Annotated in this window: 16 protein-coding genes and 2 pseudogenes; 2 read left to right on the top strand and 16 right to left on the bottom strand. The window is 33.6% G+C overall.

Annotated elements, in window-relative coordinates:
• The 3 genes from thrS to JNUCC83_RS03860 form a co-directional block, all read right to left on the bottom strand.
• Positions 1–1935, bottom strand: a complete 1935-nt coding sequence (gene thrS, locus JNUCC83_RS03870) for a threonine--tRNA ligase (protein WP_454460908.1) — start codon at positions 1933–1935, stop codon at positions 1–3.
• Between the two features lie 319 nt (positions 1936–2254).
• The gene (locus JNUCC83_RS03865) at positions 2255–3886 is read right to left on the bottom strand and encodes a hypothetical protein (RefSeq protein WP_454460907.1); all 1632 of its coding nucleotides are present in this window, start codon (positions 3884–3886) and stop codon (positions 2255–2257) included.
• Positions 3876–4616, bottom strand: a complete 741-nt coding sequence (locus JNUCC83_RS03860; protein WP_454460906.1) for an ABC transporter ATP-binding protein — start codon at positions 4614–4616, stop codon at positions 3876–3878. The genes JNUCC83_RS03865 and JNUCC83_RS03860 overlap by 11 nt, the downstream gene beginning before the upstream one ends.
• A gap of 132 nt (positions 4617–4748) precedes the next feature.
• On the opposite strand from JNUCC83_RS03860, the gene proC reads away from it, so the two are divergent.
• A complete protein-coding gene (gene proC / locus JNUCC83_RS03855; RefSeq protein WP_454460905.1) occupies positions 4749–5534 on the top strand; it encodes a pyrroline-5-carboxylate reductase in 786 nt (261 codons plus the stop codon).
• Positions 5535–5578: 44 nt separating this feature from the next.
• Here proC and JNUCC83_RS03850 read toward each other — a convergent pair whose 3' ends face one another.
• Positions 5579–7453, bottom strand: a complete 1875-nt coding sequence (locus JNUCC83_RS03850; RefSeq protein ID WP_454460904.1) for an ABC transporter permease — start codon at positions 7451–7453, stop codon at positions 5579–5581.
• Complete coding sequence (locus tag JNUCC83_RS03845) at positions 7443–8195, bottom strand: ABC transporter ATP-binding protein (protein WP_454460903.1); 753 nt, start codon at positions 8193–8195, stop codon at positions 7443–7445. Before JNUCC83_RS03845 ends, JNUCC83_RS03850 begins: the two co-directional genes overlap by 11 nt.
• Before the next feature lie 189 nt (positions 8196–8384).
• Between JNUCC83_RS03845 and JNUCC83_RS03840 the strand changes: the two genes are divergently transcribed.
• The gene (locus JNUCC83_RS03840) at positions 8385–10484 is read left to right on the top strand and encodes a Na+/H+ antiporter (protein WP_454460902.1); all 2100 of its coding nucleotides are present in this window, start codon (positions 8385–8387) and stop codon (positions 10482–10484) included.
• 111 nt (positions 10485–10595) lie between these two features.
• Here JNUCC83_RS03840 and JNUCC83_RS03835 read toward each other — a convergent pair whose 3' ends face one another.
• From JNUCC83_RS03835 to JNUCC83_RS03785, 11 genes and pseudogenes are all read right to left on the bottom strand, one after another.
• Positions 10596–11042, bottom strand: coding sequence for a hypothetical protein (locus JNUCC83_RS03835; RefSeq protein ID WP_454460901.1), 447 nt, complete (start codon positions 11040–11042; stop codon positions 10596–10598).
• A gap of 110 nt (positions 11043–11152) precedes the next feature.
• A complete protein-coding gene (glmS, locus tag JNUCC83_RS03830; protein ID WP_454460900.1) occupies positions 11153–12961 on the bottom strand; it encodes a glutamine--fructose-6-phosphate transaminase (isomerizing) in 1809 nt (602 codons plus the stop codon).
• Positions 12962–13468: 507 nt separating this feature from the next.
• Positions 13469–13924 (bottom strand): annotated as a pseudogene (locus tag JNUCC83_RS03825) (transposase); the annotation flags it as partial.
• A gap of 179 nt (positions 13925–14103) precedes the next feature.
• On the bottom strand, positions 14104–15345 hold the full coding sequence (locus JNUCC83_RS03820; RefSeq protein ID WP_454459153.1) for an IS256 family transposase: 1242 nt from the start codon (positions 15343–15345) through the stop codon (positions 14104–14106).
• Between the two features lie 84 nt (positions 15346–15429).
• Positions 15430–15696: an IS3 family transposase gene (locus JNUCC83_RS03815; RefSeq protein ID WP_454461324.1), complete on the bottom strand. Its 267-nt coding sequence runs from the start codon at positions 15694–15696 to the stop codon at positions 15430–15432.
• Between the two features lie 87 nt (positions 15697–15783).
• Positions 15784–16142 (bottom strand): annotated as a pseudogene (locus JNUCC83_RS03810) (helix-turn-helix domain-containing protein); the annotation flags it as partial.
• A 249-nt stretch (positions 16143–16391) separates the two neighbouring features.
• Positions 16392–17351 carry an IS30 family transposase gene (locus JNUCC83_RS03805; protein ID WP_454460899.1) on the bottom strand — a complete coding sequence of 320 codons (960 nt, stop codon included), beginning with the start codon at positions 17349–17351 and terminating at the stop codon, positions 16392–16394.
• Positions 17352–17492: 141 nt separating this feature from the next.
• Positions 17493–18848, bottom strand: coding sequence for a phosphoglucosamine mutase (glmM, locus tag JNUCC83_RS03800; protein WP_454460898.1), 1356 nt, complete (start codon positions 18846–18848; stop codon positions 17493–17495).
• Positions 18849–18888: 40 nt separating this feature from the next.
• Positions 18889–19863 carry a CdaR family protein gene (locus JNUCC83_RS03795; RefSeq protein ID WP_454460897.1) on the bottom strand — a complete coding sequence of 325 codons (975 nt, stop codon included), beginning with the start codon at positions 19861–19863 and terminating at the stop codon, positions 18889–18891.
• Positions 19853–20752, bottom strand: coding sequence for a diadenylate cyclase CdaA (gene cdaA, locus JNUCC83_RS03790; RefSeq protein WP_454460896.1), 900 nt, complete (start codon positions 20750–20752; stop codon positions 19853–19855). Before cdaA ends, JNUCC83_RS03795 begins: the two co-directional genes overlap by 11 nt.
• Before the next feature lie 190 nt (positions 20753–20942).
• Positions 20943–22379, bottom strand: coding sequence for an NCS2 family permease (locus JNUCC83_RS03785; protein ID WP_454460895.1), 1437 nt, complete (start codon positions 22377–22379; stop codon positions 20943–20945).
• Positions 22380–22439: the final 60 nt, after the last annotated feature.

Here is a 22439-nt window from a genome sequence, read left to right as displayed (position 1 = left end):
CTATTTACTGTAGTTTTTCACTTCGGCAACCACTGATTCAACAAATAATGGTAATTTCACTGTTTCAGTTTCTTTGCTTCCGTATTTACGGACATTGACTTCACCGTTGTCTAACTCTTTATCTCCCACAACGATTTGATATGGAATTTTTTGAGTTTGAGATTCACGAATCTTGTAACCCATTTTTTCATTACGATCATCCACTTCAAAACGTAAGCCTAAACTATTTAGTTGTTCTTTGATTTCAAACGCATAGTCACTATGTAAGTCTAAGTTAACTGGAATGATTGTTCCTTGAACGGGTGCTAACCAAGTTGGGAATGCTCCTTTGTATACTTCAGTTAAGTAAGCCACAAAACGTTCCATTGTCGACACGATACCACGGTGAATAACGACTGGACGATGAGTGTTTTCGCCATCTTGTCCAACATAAGTTAAGTCAAAACGTTCAGGTAATAAGAAGTCTAACTGGATAGTAGATAATGTTTCTTCCATTCCTAAGGCAGTTTTTACTTGCACGTCAAGTTTAGGTCCGTAGAACGCCGCTTCGCCTTCTGCTTCAAAGTATTCTAAACCTAATTCATCAATCGCTTCTTTCAGCATTGTTTGAGCTCTTTCCCACATCTCATCATCATCAAAGTATTTTTCAGTATTTTCTGGGTCTCTGTAACTTAAACGGAAACGATAATCTGTAATATTGAAATCTTCATACACGGCAACCATTAATTCTAATGTACGTTTGAATTCATCTTTGATTTGATCTGGACGAACAAATGTATGACCATCATTTAATGTCATTTCACGCACACGTTGCAATCCTGATAACGCACCTGATTTTTCATAACGGTGCATCATACCAAGCTCAGCAATACGAATTGGTAATTCACGGTAACTATGAACATCGTTTTTATAAACCATCATGTGGTGTGGGCAGTTCATTGGACGCAATACTAACATTTCACCGTCCCCCATGTCCATCGGTGGGAACATGTCTTCATGGTAATGATCCCAATGACCAGATGTTTTGTAAAATTCCACATTTGCCATGATTGGTGTGTATACGTGTTGATAGCCTAAGCTGATTTCTTTATCAGTGATGTAGCGCTCGATTGTACGACGAATTGTTGCACCTTTTGGTAACCAGAATGGTAAGCCAGAGCCAACTTCAGGACTTAACATAAATAAGTCTAATTCTTTACCTAACTTTCTATGGTCACGTTCTTTCGCTTCTTCACGCATTTTGATGTATTCTTTTAAGGCTTTTTTATCAAAGAATGCTGTTCCGTAAACACGTTGCATCATATGGTTATCAGAGTTTCCTCTCCAGTATGCTCCAGCAACCGATAATAATTTGAAGATTTGGATACGACCAGTAGATGGCACATGCACCCCACGACATAAATCAACAAAGCCACCTTGCTCATAAACTGTAATCACTTCATCTTCTGGTAAGTCAGTAATTAATTCCACTTTATATGGGTCTTCTTTAAACAACTCTAAAGCATCGGCACGAGAAATTTCTTTGCGAACGATTGGGTTATTTTCTTTTACAATCGCCATCATCTCTTTTTCAATTGCTTCTAAATTTTCTTCAGAGATAACATTTTCGCCATTGTCAGTGTCATAGTAAAAACCATTTTCAATCGCTGGACCAACACCAAAGTGGATATTTGGATACAAACGTTTCATGGCATTTGCCATTAAATGAGCTGTTGAATGACGTAAAATTCCTAACGCATCTTCATGGTCTGGTGTCACGATTTCAATTGAACCATCAACTTCGATTGGTCTCTCTAAATCAATCAACTCACCATTTAATTTACCTGCTAATGCTTTTTTAGCTAAAGAATTACTGATACTTTTTGCAATATCTAATGTTGATGAGCCACTCTCAAATTCTTTGACAGCGCCATCTGGAAAAGTAATGTTAATCATACTATCGTCTCCTTTTAATTGTTTAAATAAAAAAAGCCCTAGTAAGTCATAACGACCTACTAGGACGAATCATCGTGGTTCCACCTAATATTTAAGACACTACTACATGTCTCCTCTAGCGTGTTAACGGTACGACCGGTCAAGTTTCAACTCAACTTTCGAAAGTGGTCAACACATGCACTTATCTAGAAAACTCTCAATAATGTTTTCCTCCCTGTCAGATAGCCCTCATATATCGGTGTCTTTCTCAACAATTATCTTTTATTTATCTATATGTATAGTTATAACACCTTTAGAAATAGAAAACAAGTGTAAACATTTAATTTTTTAATTTGAATGTTTTTGGTGCTACTTTTTTTATGACCATTAAACCAATCCCAACATACAATAGTGACACAATCGATAAACCTAACGCATAGTAAAGACCAGTTGTTTTTAGTTGTAAATTAATATAAGCAAATAAATAGAATATACCATTCACTGCTTTATAAACTGGATTGACTACTTCAAAATCACTGGTAAAAGGTTGAAGGATATAATAAACAAACAACTCGTGAAATGAAAAAAGCAAGGTCAAACTAATCATCACTAAAAGGACAAGACCAATTAAATAAATTGAGCGTATCCCCATGACTATCAAATTAAATAGAACGAGCCAAAATAGTAACGTACCGTTTACAAGGCTATTGTAGTAAAGAATTTTTTTAAATCGCACAAAAAATCCACTAATGATAGCTTCTTTTGTTCGATAGAAGGGAAACGATAGCATAGAAATATCACAGTTCATAAACAAACTTTGAACCACACTTTTTCCAACAGACGTTAAATATAAAACAAAGAAAAGAGATGGTACTAATCGATACATAAATGATTCTAGTTCTGATAGACCTGAGAGCATGGGAAAAAATTGACTGACAACAATAAGAATTAATCCGATAGTGCTAATGATAGCAAGTTTAATGATAACTCCTCGACTGAGCCCTTTTTTAAAGCGACTAAAAAACAACGCATTAAGATAAGCATTACCAGACAAATGCTCAAACGACACATTTTCGTCAATACTCATTTTTTTAGTCAGTCCGACTCCCTCAGTAAAGTTTGTTGTCTTATTTTTTAGCTCCATATCATCCGCTTCAAAAAAGTACATAGCACTTTTAAATTTTTTCCCTACAACTGATAAAAAAGACTCATAATGCCAGTAACTTTTAATCAAATACCAACTCAATACACAATTAATAATGATGAGTCCCACAATAATGAGCGGATGAGCAAATAATAGTTTCATTATCGGAGACAGGATGGTCAACATCACACCAAGTGTCACAGCAAACATCGCTACTAAGAGTATAACTTTCATTGTCCATTGTTTATGTTTCAGTGATAGCGGCAAATCAACTCTCATCCATAATGCATTAGATACTAAGTATACACTTAGACCAAATAATGTTGTTAAAAGTACTGGTAAGTTGTTTGATTTACTCAAAATAGGCAAAGCAAACCCGATAATTACTAAATCTCCCACAAGTATTAACATCGACATTCGTTTTAAATAAGACGCCTTATTTAATCGAAAGTTGACAACAAATAGGACTTCTTTTTTATCAGGTAAGGAAAATAATGCACCAAATAACGGTAGATACCAAGCAAAAACCAGCAACCAGATATCAACACTGGTTAAGTTAAACGATTTGAAGACCACATTAGATAAAAATAGACTAATAAAAAACGGAACAATGCCAATTGTGATTTTAATCGCTAATGAAATAAGTAACTTAATTAACGTAAAAACTCTTTTTAAAGGATAATCAGCGTAGACCATTCTCACTGGAACAAATTTTCCAATGAGTGGTATTCTACCGATAAAATAGAACAACCCATTAACAAATGTCGTTCCTTTAAATAACTGAAAGGAAAAATACTCACTTAGTATTGGCTTAACTTTATTGATCATGGGCATCACCATCTACGACAACTTCTTCTATCACATCATCAGATAACATTGCGACAATATCTGATTCAAAACTATTCGTGTGAATTTTACTCGGATCAAAACCAGTAAGTTTACCATTATGTAAGACCACGATTTCATCACATAAGTCTTGTGCTAATTGTAAAATATGCGTAGAAAAAATCACAACAGAATCTTTTTTTATGGATAATATCAATTCTTTCATCTCATGCGCTGCGACCACATCAAAACTAGTCAACGGCTCGTCTAATAATAGGATAGGTGGTTGCACCATCATCGTCGCAATCATTTGCACTTTATTTTTCATCCCATGGGAATAGTCTTTTAATAAACGATGTCTATCCTCCTTTTTTATCCCTACTTTGGCCAAATACTCATCAGGTGTTCTGACATGTAACATTTTTTCTTTATTCATATCAATGAAAAATTTAATAAACTCATAACCCGTCATGAAATCTGGTACAGTTGGTGTCGCATGCACTAACCCCACTTCTAAATCTGAAAAATAATGCAAATCACCATCATCACTTATTTGGATGTCCCCTGAATCTATCGATAAATCTTGCGAAATACAATTAAACAGAGTTGTTTTTCCTGCCCCATTTCTTCCTAAAAGACCATAAATTTTTCCCTTTTCAAAAGTAAAACTTGCTGAATCTAAAATTAATTTATCGTCAAACTTTTTTACCACATTTTGTACCACTAACTCCACCCAACCCACTCCTTTTATTTAAATTTAATTTAGTATATCATAAAGCGATATAGTATGATATTAGTTGTCATTAAATATTTTTAGCTCTATACTTTAAATAACTATAAAATAAAAACAAAGGATGGTACTATCATGAAAATTGGTATTTTCGGTGCTGGTCATATGGGCGGCGCTATGATAAAAGGTTGGGTACATTCACAAAAAATCCAACCAACTGATTTACTAGTAAAAGGAGGACGCGGAAACACTGCAACTGACTTACAAAAAGATATTCCGTTTCATCTAACCACTGAATTATCTGATTTTAATCAAGTTGATATTATTTTTCTAGCAGTTAAAACACCTATTATATTACCTGTTATCAATGATTTAAAATCTGTTTTAACATCAGGAATCCCTATTATTTCAGTCTCTGCTGGTGTTCCTGTTAAAGAGATGCAAAAAGCATTAGGTGAAAACTATCCAGTTGCCCAAGCCATACCTAATACACCTGTTCAAATCAATCAAGGGATAACTGGCATCGTTTACGCTGACTCTATAACAGAAAAACAAAAAGAACTCGTACATGATACTTTGAATATTCTTGGATCTGTAGAAGAAATCACAGCAGATAAAATCGATATTTTTGGTACCTTGGCAGGTTGCGGTCCGGCATTTGTTGATGTATTTATGGAGGCGCTTGGTGACTCTGCAGTGATGTATGGTATGGATAGAGAGTTAGCATATAATGTTGCGGCCAAGATGGTGAGTGGTTCAGCAAATTTACTATTAGAGTCACAAAAACATCCCGGAGAACTAAAAGACCAAGTAACGTCTCCTGGTGGAACAACTATTAAAGGAGTTGTTGCTTTAGAAAAAAACGGCTTTCGATATGCGACTATTTCGGGTATTGATACCATTATGGAAAGTTATAAATAAAAGAAATATCCCAGAAAACCACATATTGGTCTCTGGGATATTTTTTAATCTGAGGTTATCTCATGATACAGTTTTCTAAAATAAAACTCGCGTGCGACTAAATAGTAAACAAGCTGAATCATGATAAAAGCACCAATAACGACAAAAGCAGTTGATTGAATGGTTTCGTCAAACATAGCGTACATTGCTTTTAATGCAACTAAGCCATGAATACTAGAAACAATGATTGGTGTAAAGAATAAAATAGCTACTTGTTTATATACGGTTTTTTTCATCTCTTTTCGACTAAACCCTAATTTATACACAATCTTAAATTTTTCTGTGTCAACAGCCATATCGCTATATAATCTAAAATATAAAAAACTACCTGCTGAAACAAAGAAAATAGCCCCAATAAAAAATCCAACAAACAAGACTGGCGTATAAATATCAGTAATGGATTGGATGATTAATGCTTTACTTTGCAACCCTTCAATATCTTCTAAACGATTCGCAACTGAAACTTGTTTACCATGTGTTTTTTTATCTGCCAACCATCCTATTTCTTGTTGAACACCATATGTTTTAATATAAGATTGGTACACAAGTTTTGGAACAACATAAACATTTTGAAAACCTGGTATTACCTCTTTTTCAACAGATAAATTTTCCACACTAACTGGCTCATTATCTGGAACAGGTAATTCTTTTAAATAATGTTGTTTATAGTTAGATTGTAAGCGACTATTTTTAGCATCTACTCGGTAAGTTTTATTATCATCCACTAATTTTTTATTGCCAATAAAGTTAGCCAATTCATTATAAGTGGAATTACTTATCACTCGGTAACCGTTTAGCTTTTCGGTTGATGGGACATTAACAATCTTCATGCGAAGTTCTGTCATGTCTAATGACTGATTATCGACTTCAGTCTGGACAGCCTCCAAACTTTTAGCTAACTCCTCTTTTTTTCCATCAATATCAGATAAATAAAAATCATAGGTCATTGCATTAGCCGATGAATAACTCATTTCTTTAAATCCAGTTAAAGAACCAATAGCTGCAAACGCAACAGTCGTAATCACTGAGACTAAGAAAAATGAGCGAGCATTGTCTTTCATACGAAATCCTAAATCAGAATAAACCAACATATTTGTTTTTTTCCAAAAACGATCTTTTCTCTTCTTAAAAAAAGAAATCATTAACACACTAAATTGGCTAAAAAGAAAATGGCTCCCTAAAATAACTAATGCTGTAACAGGAATCAACACAATAGCCACTTGTACTCCCTTAACATTTAAGGCAATAAAGTATCCTAGCCCTATCATTAAGATAGCCAGTAATGATTTAATTTTTGATGGTTTTAATAACCCTTTTCCTAACTCATCACTTTTTAATAATTCTTGCACGTCCATTTTTGGAATTTTAAATTGGATGAAAAATGAAATAATAACAAATAGCAAAGTAAATGCAATAAACGTCATAATTATGGATGTTAATGGAAAATAAAATGGCAGATAAATTCCTAGTATTGATTTACTTAAAAGCAACAGTATTTGTGAAAATATTAAGCCAACTAACATCCCAATTACTGTGGCAAAAAATCCAACAATCATATTTTCTTGGAACACCATTTTTCTTAGTTGTTTTGGAGACATTCCTTGAATTAATAACAATCCAAACTCTTTTTTTCTGGACTGTAAGAAGATATCCATTGAGTATAAGACATAAAAAAAAGAAAAAAGATAAATGATGGCTGATGCAACATTCATTCCAACCACAACAACTTGATTCATGTCAGATGATTGAAGGATTGGATGATTAGAAAACACAGAAAACGCAAAAAACGTCATAACCGTTGTTAACGTGCTCAAGAAATAAGCCAAATACAACGATTTATTACGCATGGTATTCTTAAAAATAAAATCCTTAAAAGTCATCGGCTTCACCTTCTAACTGCTTCAAGTTTACTAAAATATCATCATAAAACTCACTTTGAGTGCCATGACGATGAATCTCATCCGTTAATTCACCATCCTTAATAAAAATAATTCGTCTGCAATAACTCGCGGCAAATGCATCATGAGTTACCATCAAAATTGTTGAGTTTAATCTTTCATTTAAATCAGATAACAACCGCATAACATCTTTTGAAGCCTTTGTGTCAAGATTTCCTGTTGGCTCATCAGCTAGTAATAACTTAGGTTGATGAATCATCGCCCTAGCAATTGCCACTCGCTGAGCTTGTCCACCAGATATGTTAGCAATTCGCTTAGTTAAAAGAGAATCAATGCCTAATATTTCTGAAATATCGTTTAATTTTTTTGTCATTATATTAACTTTTTCTCCATCGAGTGTTAATGGTAAGACAATATTTTCACCAACAGTCAGCGTTGGCATTAAATTAAAATCTTGAAAGACAAAACCTAATTCATTTCGTCTAAATTTTGCTAAGTCTTCTTGAGTCAATTCTGAGGGATTAATCCCGTCAATCATCAATCCACCCGAAGATGGCTTATCAATCGTTCCTATCATGTTTAAAAGAGTTGACTTTCCACTACCAGAAGGACCCATAATACCAACAAATTCCCCGTCTTCAACAGATAATGATACCCCTTTTAGTGCTTGAAAGAGCAGTTCTTTGGTACCATAACTTTTTGTTATATTATTTATTTCTAACATTGTATAGCCTACTTTCTTTTTCTCAATTTCCTTAATAATAGAGTAACATGTAAATATGTTTATTTAAACGAACAATAGTGTAAGTTTGTTAACAAACTTCAAATATTAACACAATTTTATTAAAAAAGACTATTATTTGTACATATTTTTGCTATACTTAATAATATAATAAAAAATGGAGGTGAACAAATGGCCGTTTTAGAAGCGACTATTTTATTTATAATACTTGTTATTATATCTAATATTATCAGTCATTATCTCGTATCAATCCCGACTGCTTTGATAGAAATCGGTGTCGGTGTCATTGTTGCGTTATTTTTACATATAAATATTGAATTACAAACAGATTGGTTTATGCTGTTGTTTGTGGCACCGCTTTTATATAGCGATGCCAAACATTTCCCTAAAAGAGAGCTGTGGGAATTACGAACGCCAATTTTTGCAAATGCAATTTTATTAGTCTTTTTAACCACAATTGCGGGTGGTTTATTAATCAATGTTTTTATCCCTCAAGTAAGTTTACCGCTTGCTTTTGCCCTTGCTGCAGTCTTATCACCAACAGACCCGGTAGCTGTACAAGGAATCGCTGAACAAGTGAAATTACCCAAAAAGATCATGACGTTGATTAGTGGCGAAAGTCTTATTAATGATGCGAGTGGCTTAATTGCATTTAAATATGCACTTGCCGCGTTTTTAACAGGTTATTTTTCTTTAAAACAAGCAACAGGTGATTTTATCTATATGACTTTAATCGGTGTCATTGTTGGCTATTTAATTAACAAAATGATTTACTTAGTCCAACGTAGTTTACTTAGACAAGGCATTCAAGATGTGATTCTTCACTCTTCTTTACAAGTTATGACACCTTTTATCATTTTTATCGCCGCAGAGATGCTCCATGCCTCAGGTGTTATTGGTGTTGTTGTTGCTGGGGTACTATCTATTCAGCAAGAGCCTTTGTTTAGGGGACGTTTCTCTGAAATTAAAATTGTCACCAATAAATTATGGGATATCATTATTTATTTATTAAACGGTATTGTGTTTGTTGTACTTGGTTCAACTTTGCCTTATGCTATGCGAGCAGCAATCGTGGACCCTAGCATAAATAATGGGTTACTCATTCTTTATGTGATAATTGTTTGGGTGATTTTGATGAGTATTCGTACATTTTGGTCCTATACTTACATGTGGTATGACTATTTAAAATCAAAAAAAACATTGGAATTAAAACCAAAATTTTCCGTAGCAGTACTGACTGGACTAACTGGTGTTAGAGGGGCAGTTACAATGGCGATGGTGCTATCTATTCCCTTCTTTTTACCAGATGGAAACCTCTTCCAAGAAAGATACCTCATCATCTTTTTAGCTAGTGGCGTTATTTTAATGAGTTTACTCGTTGCAGTCATCACTTTACCTATATTCACTAAGCAAAAGAAACGTCTAGTCCTAACAGGTGATGAAACACTTCAAGAGTCAATTGACACATTATGCGACACATCTGAATTACCAGAAATCGAAGCTAGAAAGCTCATTACAAAACAAGCGATACATTGTTTACAGCAAGAATTAACACCTGAAAATGAATTAATAATCAATGATATTTTACAAGATTTAGATAAACAATTACGGTTTCTTTACTTAGATGATGATTACACATCAAACGAAATCTATTACCAACTCGAAATAGAATACCGACATTTAACTGCCGAATATGAAACAAAAAAAGTGATGGAACAGCTTCCTACACTAGATATTCCTAAAAACATCGAAAAGAACTATTTAAAAATGTTAAAATACAAACAACGCGCTCACTCAAGTAACTTTGCGATTATGATGCAACAATACTTATATAAAGCACAAAAGAAAACAAAAAAACTCGTCTATCATATGTTTTTGAAACGACAACCAGAAACTTATCAATTAGAGAATATAAAGAAAATTACACTCCTTGAAGTACAAAGTTCTGAAGCTACTATTAGTATGCTAAGTGATTGCCAAAATAATCTAAACAGATCAGATAAGTATTTTGCTGTAAGATATAATATTCTAAACCAGTTGATGATGGAATATCAAAGTAAAGTTCATCGTATTGAGCACTATCATCTAGTCCAAGAGCTAAGCTATCAAGAATTGTATCAAGATTACTTTTTACGCGTACTTGATGAAGAACGTGGCATGATCCAAGCCTTACTTGAACAAGGTCGTATTTCAAATACTATGGCAAACCAACTTCGTCAAGGGATTAATTATAGTGAAACATCCTTCTTACAAACAAATATTGAAGACTAAAAAACCAGTTTAAGAGATTTTCTCTTAGACTGGTTTTTATGTGATAGATCCTTTAAAATACTGGAAGAAAATAGCTAATAATACCTTCTTTACTTGATTTTTTTAAACAAATCATTCACTACAATTCAGTTCATACTCATTACCAAAATCATCAATCAATCGTTTGTCATTGGTATCTGACATAGTAAATGTCTTTTTCACATCTTTTCCATCAATGGTCACTTTTTTCTTTTCTTTATCTACTGTAACTGTAACATTTTTAAATGTTTTTTCTAATTTATTGTCAAAATTGTCTTTTGTCATGTTCTCATTTGGAAATTCTTTGTTTAAATTAGCGATGACTTCATCTAACTTTTTATCATAATTAGAATCTGAAGGACTAGTATTTGGATTTTCAAATGGTGAATAACTAATCATCACATCCAACTTACCATTATTAAAATTATAAAAAGCATTTTCTTGTAATCCCTCTTTATTATTCACAACCGACGTAATTTGAGCAGATGTTACTTCATTCTTATTAGTTGAACAAGCTGTTAATGCAATTATAAAACACATCATGATACCTATTAAAACCAACCCTTTTATTTTTTCATTTTAACCACCCTTTTTTTATTTATCATACCATAAAAAAACCAACCTTCTATCAAGAAAGTTGGTTTAATCGATTATTCTACTGTGACACTTTTAGCTAAGTTACGAGGTTTGTCAACATCTAACCCTCTTTGTAAACTTGCATAGTATGCTAATAATTGTAAAGGCACCACACTAACTAGTGGTGTTAGTAGTTCATGAACTGGTAACAATACTAACTCATCACCTTCATGAGCAACATTTTCAAGAGAAATAGTTAAAACATTAGCCCCACGACTTTCAACTTCTTTGGCATTTCCACGCGTATGACTCGCTGTTTTCTCATCTGTGATAATAGCGATAACAGGTGTGCCCTCTTCAATCAATGCAATCGTTCCATGTTTTAATTCGCCCGCAGCAAATCCTTCAGCTTGAATGTATGAAATTTCTTTTAATTTAAGCGCAGCTTCCATAGATACGGCATAGTCTAAACCACGTCCAATAAAAAAGGCATTGCGAGTGTGACCCAAGAAAGATTCACTTAAGTTTGCGATTAATTCTTTTTCACTAATCATTGAATCCATTACTGATGCGATAATCGCCATTTCATGAGCTAAATCAATGTTTTTAGCTAGTTCTATGCCTTTTTTCATACCCATTGCTTGTGCTAAATAAGCAATAACTGCAATTTGAGATGTATAAGCTTTTGTTGATGCAACCGCAATTTCTGGACCTGCATGCAGCAATAACGTATAAGTCGCTTCACGAGATAAAGTTGATCCTTTAACATTCGTAATCGTTAGTGATGGTAAGTTCAACTCATTCACTTTAACTAACACTTGGCGACTATCTGCTGTTTCACCACTTTGGGTTAAGAATATGAAGAAAGGTTTTTCTGATAAAATTGGCATATCATAACCCATTTCACTAGCCAAGTGAACTTCAACTGGAATATTTGTTAACTCTTCAATGATTTTTTTCCCAACTAAGCCGGCATGCCAACTTGTCCCACATCCAACGATATAAATACGATCACTAGAGGTCATATGAGACACCATTTCATCATCAATGGTTGATACGCCATCTTCTGTTAAATACTCAGAAATTAACTTTCTCATGACACTAGGTTGTTCATCAATTTCTTTTAACATGTAGTGAGGGTACAAGCCTTTTTCTGTGTCTGTGGCATCTATATCAGCCACAAATGGTTCACGACTTACTGTATTTCCTTCCTCATCAAATATTGTTAACGTACTTGGTGTTAATTTAATACGCTCGCCATCTTTAATTTCAATAAATTGATTGGTTTCATTAATCATTGCCATTGCGTCACTACCTACGAAATGACACTCTTCACCAATACCAATTAATAATGGACTTTTATTTTTTGCCAAGTATAATGTGTTATTATCTTCAACATCCATTAAAGCAATGGCATAAGACCCTTCTACCTTATCTAAGGCTGCTTTAAACGCTTCAAAGGAAGAGTTTCCTTGACGATAAAAATAATCTACTAATTCAACAACAATCTCACTATCAGTATCACCTTTTAAGGCTATTTCTGATAGATAATCATTTTTTAATTCCAAATAATTTTCGATAACCCCATTATGTACTAAACAAAATTTTTCACTGGTTGATTGATGTGGGTGTGCATTTTCAACGTTTGGCACGCCATGAGTCGCCCAACGTGTATGGCCGATTCCAATATGACCTTCAGGAACGTTATTAGCTAAAGCTCTTAGCTCACTCACACGACCCGGTGTTTTAACTAAGTAAGCAGTCGAATCATCTGCTACCATAATCCCTGCTGAATCATACCCTCTATATTCTAATTTTTCTAATCCTGTTAATAAAATATCTTTCGCTCGGTTATGACCGATTACTCCAACTATTCCACACATTTATTATTCCAACTTTCTTTTAAAATAGTTGTTTCTATTTATTTGCTTAGGCAAAGTTTTGTATGACAAATTGCTTTGTTTTTTGTCTTTACCTTTAAGAGTGCACATCCCTATGAGTCACCCGCCGAATTTTCGATAAACTCATTCCTCGTCACCTATAAAAGGTCTGGCGCTTTATTGGTATAGATTAATTAAATAGTTATATAAAATAGAAACAAGAACATAATAACCTTTAATACAGTTTCAGTCAACATTAAAATAACTTTATATAAAAAAACTATACAAATTGGTATATACATAATATTTATCACATGATACGATAACAAGAAAATTTGATTTATATAAACAAATACTTTTTATTAAATAGGTTTGTCATCACTCACCTGTTTTATCGCTTCCGATAATTCTTTATAAATTTCACCATACATCCGTTTAATAAGCAATGTTGCGAAAAAAAATACCACACTACGGGACTGAACCCCTAAAATGAGACAGTAATAAAAACACCTATGCGATTACTTTTTTCCGATAGTCAACTGGAGATAAGTAGTCGTATTTTTGTTGAATTCTTTCTTTATTATAATAGTTGATGAAATTTTGTACAGTTTCAATTACACTAATTGTAGAGCTTCCAAGCTCTGGGTGTAATGAGAACGTTTCAGACTTTAGGATGGAATGAAACGATTCTATTGGAGCATTATCTGCAGGAGTCCCTTTTCGGGACATACTTCTGGTAATGCTCTTTTCTTTTGTTGCGTGATAATAAGCATATGAAGTATACACAGAACCTTGATCCGAATGAAGTATACATTTATCTGGAAGTTTAGGTAATTTATTTAGTGTGTCTAAAACACAAGATATGTCCTGTTTTTCACTTATTGTATAAGAAAGTATTTCTCCATTAAACAAATCCATAATGCTAGAAAGATAGAGTCTTTTAGGACCATAATCAAGATAAGTGAGGGTTTGTCAAGTTAAGTGTGTAAGTAATTTTAAATAATAATAGAACGACAATTTGACAATGAGTCGTCCTGTGATAATCTTCGAGGATAAGAGGGCATTTTTAATAAAGCTCTTGTCCCGATAAAAATTCACAGGACGAGAGACTCGTTGTCAAATTATATATATCCAACCTATTTTGATTAGTACCGATTATATTTTTCAACTCGTTTTGAAAAAGAATCATTAACAGTTAATTGATTAAGCACCATAGCCCAATTGTGAACGTGTCCACCTTCCCATTTACTTTGAAGTTCTTTTACTCGAAGATATAGCAGCTTAAGAAGGGCATTCTCATTAGGGAAAGCGCCTTTTTTAGTTACCTTACGGAAACTTGAATGAACACTCTCTACAGCATTTGTTGTGTACATTATTTTTCGAATAGCTGATCCATAATCAAATAGTTGTTCAACATGTTGAAAATTTCTTTTCCAAACATCAACAGCTCCTGGATAAATAGCCCACTTTGTTTGAAAGGTATCAAAAGCTGTTTGAGCAGCCTTTAAAGAAGAAGCGCTGTAAAAAGACTTCATATCCTTACAAACTTCTTTATAACTCTTACTTGGTACATAGCGAAGGGCATTTCTAACTAAATGAACTAAACAACGTTGAACCACAACGCCTGGGAAAATAGCTTTAGCACCATTTTCAAGTCCTGATACGCCGTCCATTGAAATAAATAGAATATCTTCAACTCCACGCTCTTTAATCTCATCAAAAATCTGCATCCATCTGTTTTTTGATTCTGTTTGATTTAACCAAAGGCCTAAAATTTCTTTATTTCCTTTTAAATCATAGCCAAGAATTGTATACACTGCACATTCTTTCACTTCATAATTTTCTCTTAGAGTGACATACATACAATCAACAAACAAGAAGGCATAGCATTTGGCCAGAGGTCTGATTTGCCATTCCTCAAGTTCTGATAATATTTGATCTGTGATATCCGACACCATGTCATGAGAAATAGTAAAGCCATAAATATCTTCAATTGTCGAGGCAATATCTCGTTGACTCATGCCTTTGGCATACATAGAAAGAACTTTACTTTCAATACTTGAAACGTCTTTGCTTCTTTTAGGAATAATTTCTGGTTCAAAAGAAGCATCTCTATCTCTTGGAACCTGAATGTCTAATTCACCGAAACTTGTTTTTAACTTTTTATTTCCATATCCATTCCGTCTGTTTTGAGTTTCTTTTTCTTGTCTTGACTGATTCTCATAACCTAAATGATTATCTAATTCTCCACGTAGCATAGCTTCAAACATCGGTCCAAAAACATCTTTTAAAGCTTCTTGCATATCTTCAACCGATTCTGGTTGATAGATGTCAATAATTGATTGAGCTAACTTCGCTGATTTTTGGTCTCTTTTCTTTTTAGCCACAGCTTCTCACTCCTTTAATCTATTGTAAAAAAAGAAAAACCGCGAAGCAATCCACTACCTAGGATGGTAGGTTACTTACACAGTTTATATTACACTCTCATAAGTGATGTCTGTTGTTAGTTTTTCTAGTGGCTTACTTGAACTAAAGTCTCTATCAATTACATTAGTAGTTTTAAAATAAATAGAACCAGGACGTTTTTCTTTCTTTATTTTCACCTGACAACTCCATCCATATTTTTGCATAATACGCTGAACAACTTTATGATTCACTTTTATCTTTTTACGAAGTAAAAAAGTGATTTTTCGATAACCATAAGTGAACTTGTTTTCTTTACACAGCTGCTCAATCATTTTAATTCGATTATCGGCAACATATTCTTTCTTAGACCAACGATAGTAAGTACTTCTAGCTATCCCAAAATAGTGACATAACCATGTTATAGATAGTTTTCCTTTATAAGAATCAACTAAATTTATGAATACTTCTTTTTCCACATCCTTTCCAACTCCTTGTATTTTTTTAAAACATCAATTTCCTGTTTCAAGTACTTGTTTTCTCTTTCTAGAACTTCTAAAGGTGAAAAGTGTTCATTACCTTTTCCATAAGTATATTGTTTTCCCACACCTTGAGAGAATCGATAAGATTCTCCATTTCTATACCATTTCCACCATGTTTTCACCTGAGTTTTATTCCGAATGTTGAGTTTATTCATAATTTCTGATGTTGTTTTACCTTCAAGTTTCATTTTTATAGCTTCTTCTTTTACTTCTACTGGATAAGCAATCCTTTTAACCATAAAAAATACACCTCCGTTAAATTCATTTTACATGAATTCAACAGGGGTGTTTTTATATTTGTCTCATCTTTTGGGGTCAGTTCCCTACCAATCATCCCAAATATAGACCCTTTATAAAGAGACACCATTAAACCGAAAGAATCATGATTCCATAAAATATTTTGATATACCATCTAATCCTTCTTAATAACATACTATCCCTCCTCATTTTATATATTATTATCTTTCTATTCTTTAAGTTCTTAATTGTCAAATTAAGTTGGACAAAATATCATGATCGACATAACTCAAAAATACTTCTAATGGTGTTAGGTAATTTAGTGATTTTCTCGGAATCTTGTTTCTTTTTGATGCAATTGATTGAATAAAAGATTCATCAACGCTGTTGAAATCCATATGTTTCAGTAATCCATCTTTACGTAATAATCCATTAGAATTTTCGTTTAAACCTCGTTGTGACGGTGTTCCTGGATCAGCAAAATAGATATCAATATCATTCAAGTTACTAACTGATTTCCAGTTAGAAAACTCTTTTCCACAATCAAATGTGATGGATTTAAAAAGATGATTGGGCACGTTATCAAACCAATTATTTAGACTATTTTCAATGTTTACTGCCTTTCTACCCGTTGGTTTTAGTGTAATAATTACTTTTGAGAGTCTTTCAACGAGTGTGATGATAGCACTTTTATGATCTTTTCCAACAATAGTGTCACCTTCGAGGTGACCAAACTCATGATTAAAGTGTTGATAGTCCTCATTACGTTGATGGATAGTTCGTTTAAAGGCTTGTTTTCCTCTTTTTTCTTTATGACCATTTGATTTTCTTTTTCCCTTCATAGGTAACGATGACACGTCAAATGTTCCCTGTTTAAATAATCTATAAAGAGTTCTAACAGAGCATGAAATAGGAAACTCCGCACGACCAATAATGACATCTGGAGTCCACCCTTGAACCACTTTCTTTTGAATATATTCTGTTTCATCATCAGGTAAAGAAATAGGACGTCTACCACACTTCTTTTTATTGTTTTTATATCTTTTATAGTAATCTAGTGCAGATAACCCGTCATCAAAAGCTTTGTAAACATTATAAATAGTCTGTTTTGATCGTTTTAATAACTTAGCAACAATTATTCCTTTTTTATGTATATGATAATAAGATTCTATTAAAACGAGTTCATCTGTAGTAAGATGTGTATAGGTCATTTGTGAGCACTCTCCTTGTTTTCTTTTGTCGGAATTACAATTTGAGTGTATCACAAATGATTTTTTATTTGTCTAGCTTAATTTTACAATCGGCGAGTAAAAAAACAAGTGAAGTAATTACAACCCCACTTGTTCTTCCCACTACATTCCAATTTCTTGAACGACTACATCAGCAATTTTATCGACATAATAATTTACTTTATCTTCCGTTGGTGCTTCAGCCATGACACGTAATAGTGGCTCTGTTCCTGAAGGTCTGACAAGAATACGACCATCTCCGTCCATTTCTTTTTCAACTTCTTCTATCACAGCCTTAATAGCTGGAACATCCATTGCACCATATTTATCTGAAACTTTTATATTCACTAATTTTTGTGGATATTCTTCAATATCTGCTACTAATTCTGATAATTTTTTACCAGAATCTTTCATCACTTGCATCAATTGGATACCTGATAATAAGCCATCACCTGTTGTATTGTGTTGTAAAAATACGATATGGCCTGATTGTTCTCCTCCTAAGTTGTAACCAGATTTTCTCATCTCTTCTACCACATAACGGTCACCAACTTGTGTGGTTATAGCTGTTAGGCCAGCTTCTTCAACTGCTTTATGGAAGCCTAAATTACTCATTACTGTAGCAACAATTGTGTTTTTGTTTAATTCATCTTTAGAAGCAAGGTATTTGCCACAAATATATAAAATCTTATCTCCATCTACAATTTGTCCATTTTCATCAATGGCAATCACTCTATCTCCATCACCATCAAAAGCTAATCCTAAATCTGCTTCTTTTTCAATAACAAACTGTGCTAAAGCTTCAGGATGAGTTGAACCGACCCCATCATTAATATTTAAACCATCTGGTCTAACACCCATTGTGTAGAAATCAGTATCTAAATCTGCAAACAACTGATTAATTAAAGGTGTTGTTGCTCCATTTGCACCATCTAAACAAACAGTCAAGCCAGTCAAAGGCTCCTCAACAGTTTTCTTTAAAAATTCAATGTATTTCTGTGCACCTTCTCTATAAACATTTAGCGTACCTAAACCTAATGCTGACGGACGAGGTAACACATCTGTTTCAGCATCCAACAATACTTCAATTTCTTCTTCTTCATCATCAGACAATTTAAAGCCATCTGGGCCAAAGAATTTAATGCCATTATCTTCTGCTGGATTATGAGAAGCAGAAATCATGACACCGGCTGCTGCTTTTTGAGTTCGTGTTAAATAAGCTACTCCAGGTGTAGAAATAACACCTAATTGTAATACTTCAATACCAACTGATAAAAGACCTGAGATTAACGCTTGTTCTAATAGCTGTCCGGATATACGTGTATCTCGACCCACAAGAACTTGTGGTTTCCCTTCAGTTAGGTGACTATGCTGACATAATACATGTCCTCCACATCGACCAATTTTAAACGCTAACTCTGGTGTTAGTTCTTTATTCGCAATACCTCTCACACCATCAGTTCCAAAATATTTACCCATTGTTCTATTCTCCTAACTCATTTTACAATTAATATAATTGTTATTTGCTATCACTAGACGACGATTTTGATTCATTTGGTTTCACTGTTACTGAGACTGTTTCAGGTGTTACTTTCACACCATTTGGTACAACAACTGCATACGAACTTGTCGTTGTTTCTCTAATATTTGTCGTATCTATTTTTAAATCAATCCCATTGATTTCATCTAAAACTTCCTTGGGTCCCTCAATATCTACCATGTCATCTTTTATAGTAAATGTGAAGTCTTTAATCCCTTTTGGAATAGTCCCAGATTGTACTGGGGTCACTTTAACTCGCTTACTTGGAACATTAACTTTCACATTAACACTCACTGTTTCTGGCTCTATTTTAACGTTTAGTGGTTCTCCCGCCTTATTGACTGCATAAGGTTGTACTTTTTCAGAGAAATTACCTGTGACATTGGTTTTTTCACTCACTCCAGCAATCACACGATCTATCTCTTTAATGGAAGACTCAGCTCCACTAACTTTTACCATTATTGGATCTATAGTGGCTTCTTTTGTTGAATACCCATCTTGATAAATTTTATTATCGATGGCCGGCTCAACTTTAAACGTATTGCTATCTTTATTTTCTATGACAACAGATAATTTACTTGGTTTAATTGTTCCTTTTACAGAATTTGGTAAACCAACGATTTCAAGTGGTACTTCATGCGTTCCTACATTATATTTTGTCAAATCCATGACAATTGAAAAACCACGCGTTTCAGCATTCGATTCTTTATCAAGTAATATTTTATTGTTACTTGTCAAATCAACAGAAACACTTTCTTTATAACCCGAAATAAAATATTTATCTTGATTGTATGTAACATTGACTGGAACATTTTCAGCTGTTGCTTCAAGCTCAGTTATTGTATTAACTTGTTTATTCGATATTGCAAATGAATTGGCGTTATAATACAAGAGGATAGCAAAAAACAAAGATAAAATCCTTATAAACCAAGGAGATTTACTATCATTTTTCATCTTTTTTGCCTCCTTTTGTAAAATTTTTCTTCATGTCATCAATAAGTAAAGCAATGCCTGATTGTTTTTCTTCTTCATGCTCATCAGATAGTTCTTGTCTTAATACTTCTAAATAAGCATCCCTTTGTAGTCCCGGTAAAAAAGTTTTATTATAAGTAATACTTACCTCGCCAGTCTCTTCAGAAACGACTAAAGTCAAGGCATCAGATGATTCACTCATTCCAATAGCTGCCCTGTGTCTTGTGCCAAATTCTTTTGGTATTTTATTGCTTTCTGATAAAGGCAAGTAACTTGAGGCAGACGCAATTTTATTATCCTTAATAATCACCGCACCATCATGTAGAGGTGTATTCGGAATAAATATATTGATTAACAGTTGGCTAGAAATGTCTGCATCAAGAGGAATACCTGTCTCAATGATATCAATCAAACTATCATTTTTTTGTATCGTAATGAGTGCGCCAATTTTTCTCTTAGACATATACTGCAATGATTCATCCAGTGCAGTAATAAATGATTGTTGCATACTTTTTTGCTTATTTGAATGCGTTAAAGCAGCTCCTCTACCTAAATGTTCTAACCCTCGACGAACTTCCGGTTGAAAAATGACAATAGCTGCAACAACACCATAAGTAATTACTTGATTCATCAGCCAAGAAACTGTATTTAATCCTAAAAAGTCACTGATAATTCTTACTATGATAATCACTGCAATCCCTTTAAATACTTGAATCGCCTTTGTATCACTTAGTAACATTAATAGTTTGTATACAACATACCAAACCACTAAAATATCGACAATATGAACCAATACACTCAGCGTAAAATATTCATTTAATAAGTTCTGCCAAATTTCAGGTCTGAACAAGTTCATTACTGTTGATAGCATCTTGCTCCTCCCCCTTCATTTTTTAAATATTGTGCTCTTTTGTACTGATCCCCCCAAATGATAGATGCTTTATAATACTTTTCCTATTATAACATAGGATGATATTTAGAAAACAAAGAATGACATTTTTTAATATTTAAATAAAAAAAGTATCTAACAAATAATTTGCTAGATACTCGTTTTTTATTAATTATAGAGTAGCTAAGACCACAAAATTTATAATAAATAATGCAGTAACTACCCATAAAACAGGTGATACTTCTTTTACTTTTCCTTTAACTACTTTAATCAGTACATAGAAGATAAAACCAGCTGCAATCCCATAAGAAATACTATATACAAGACCCATAAAAATAGAAGTAAAGAATGCCGGCACTGCTTCTTCTAAATTCGTCCATTCAATTTCTTTGAAAGATGCCATCATCATCACACCAACGAGAATCAAGGCTGGCGCGGTTGCTTGAGCTGGTACTGCACCAACAATAGGCGATAAGAAACTACTTAATAAGAACATTATAGCAACAACCACAGATGTTAGTCCTGTACGTCCACCTGCTCCAATACCAGCCGCACTTTCCACATAAGTTGTCACATTACTTGTTCCAACAACTGCTCCAGCTGTTGTAGCAATAGCATCTGCAAACAAGGCCTTATCCATTTTTGATTTGATTCCTTTACTTGTCATCACTGAATCTTCTTCCTCTTTTGAAAAAATCCCAGTACGACGACCGGTTCCAATAAATGTTCCAATCGTATCAAAAATATCAGAAAGACTAAATGCCAACACTGTTAAAAGGACTTGTGGAATTTTCGACGCATCTGAGAATAGAGAAGACATACCATTAGGACCAAAAGCCGCACCAAATGTTGTGCCTAACTCTTTAACTGAATTACCTAATGAATTTTCTTGGAAATTGATACTACTGAAATCAACAACACCCATTGGAATAGAAATGATAGTTGTTAAAATAATGCCAATCAAAATAGCCCCTTTTACGTTTTTGATTACTAACACGGTTGTAATGACTAAACCAATCAACGCTAAAATAATAGCTGGATTATTAAAATTAGCAAGTGCTGGTACAATACCACCATTTGAAACAACATTTGTTGCTTTATCGCCATCTACAACTGATGAAACAATTGATGCCTCATCTGATGTAAATTGTAATAATCCCGCGTTTTTAATTCCAACGTAGGCAATAAAAATTCCAATCCCACCACCAATAGCATGTTGTAATCCTTCAGGAATTGACTGAATAATCAGCTTTCTTAAATTTGTAATTGTAATAATAATATTGATAATACCACATAAGAAAACCATTGCTAAAGCTTGTTCCCATTTGTAACCTAACCCCATAACTACTGTAAAGGTAAAGAACGCATTTAAGCCCATACCAGGTGCTTGAGCGTAAGGAACGTTTGCAAACAATCCCATAACTAAAGTTCCTATTGCTGATGCGATAATAGTTGCTAAAAAGACTGCTTGAAATGGCATACCTGATAAAGATAAGATACTTGGATTAACAAAAAGTATATAGCTCATTGCAAAAAACGTTGTTAAGCCCGCCATTATTTCTGTAGAAACTGTTGTATTGTTTTCCTTTAATTTAAAAAACTTTTCCATTTCCTAACATTACACCTTCCATAATATAATTTGTTCGTCAATATCACTAACAGACTTGAT

The sequence above is a fragment of the Vagococcus sp. JNUCC 83 genome (assembly GCF_053667615.1).
This window is presented reverse-complemented; position numbering and strand designations above follow the sequence as displayed.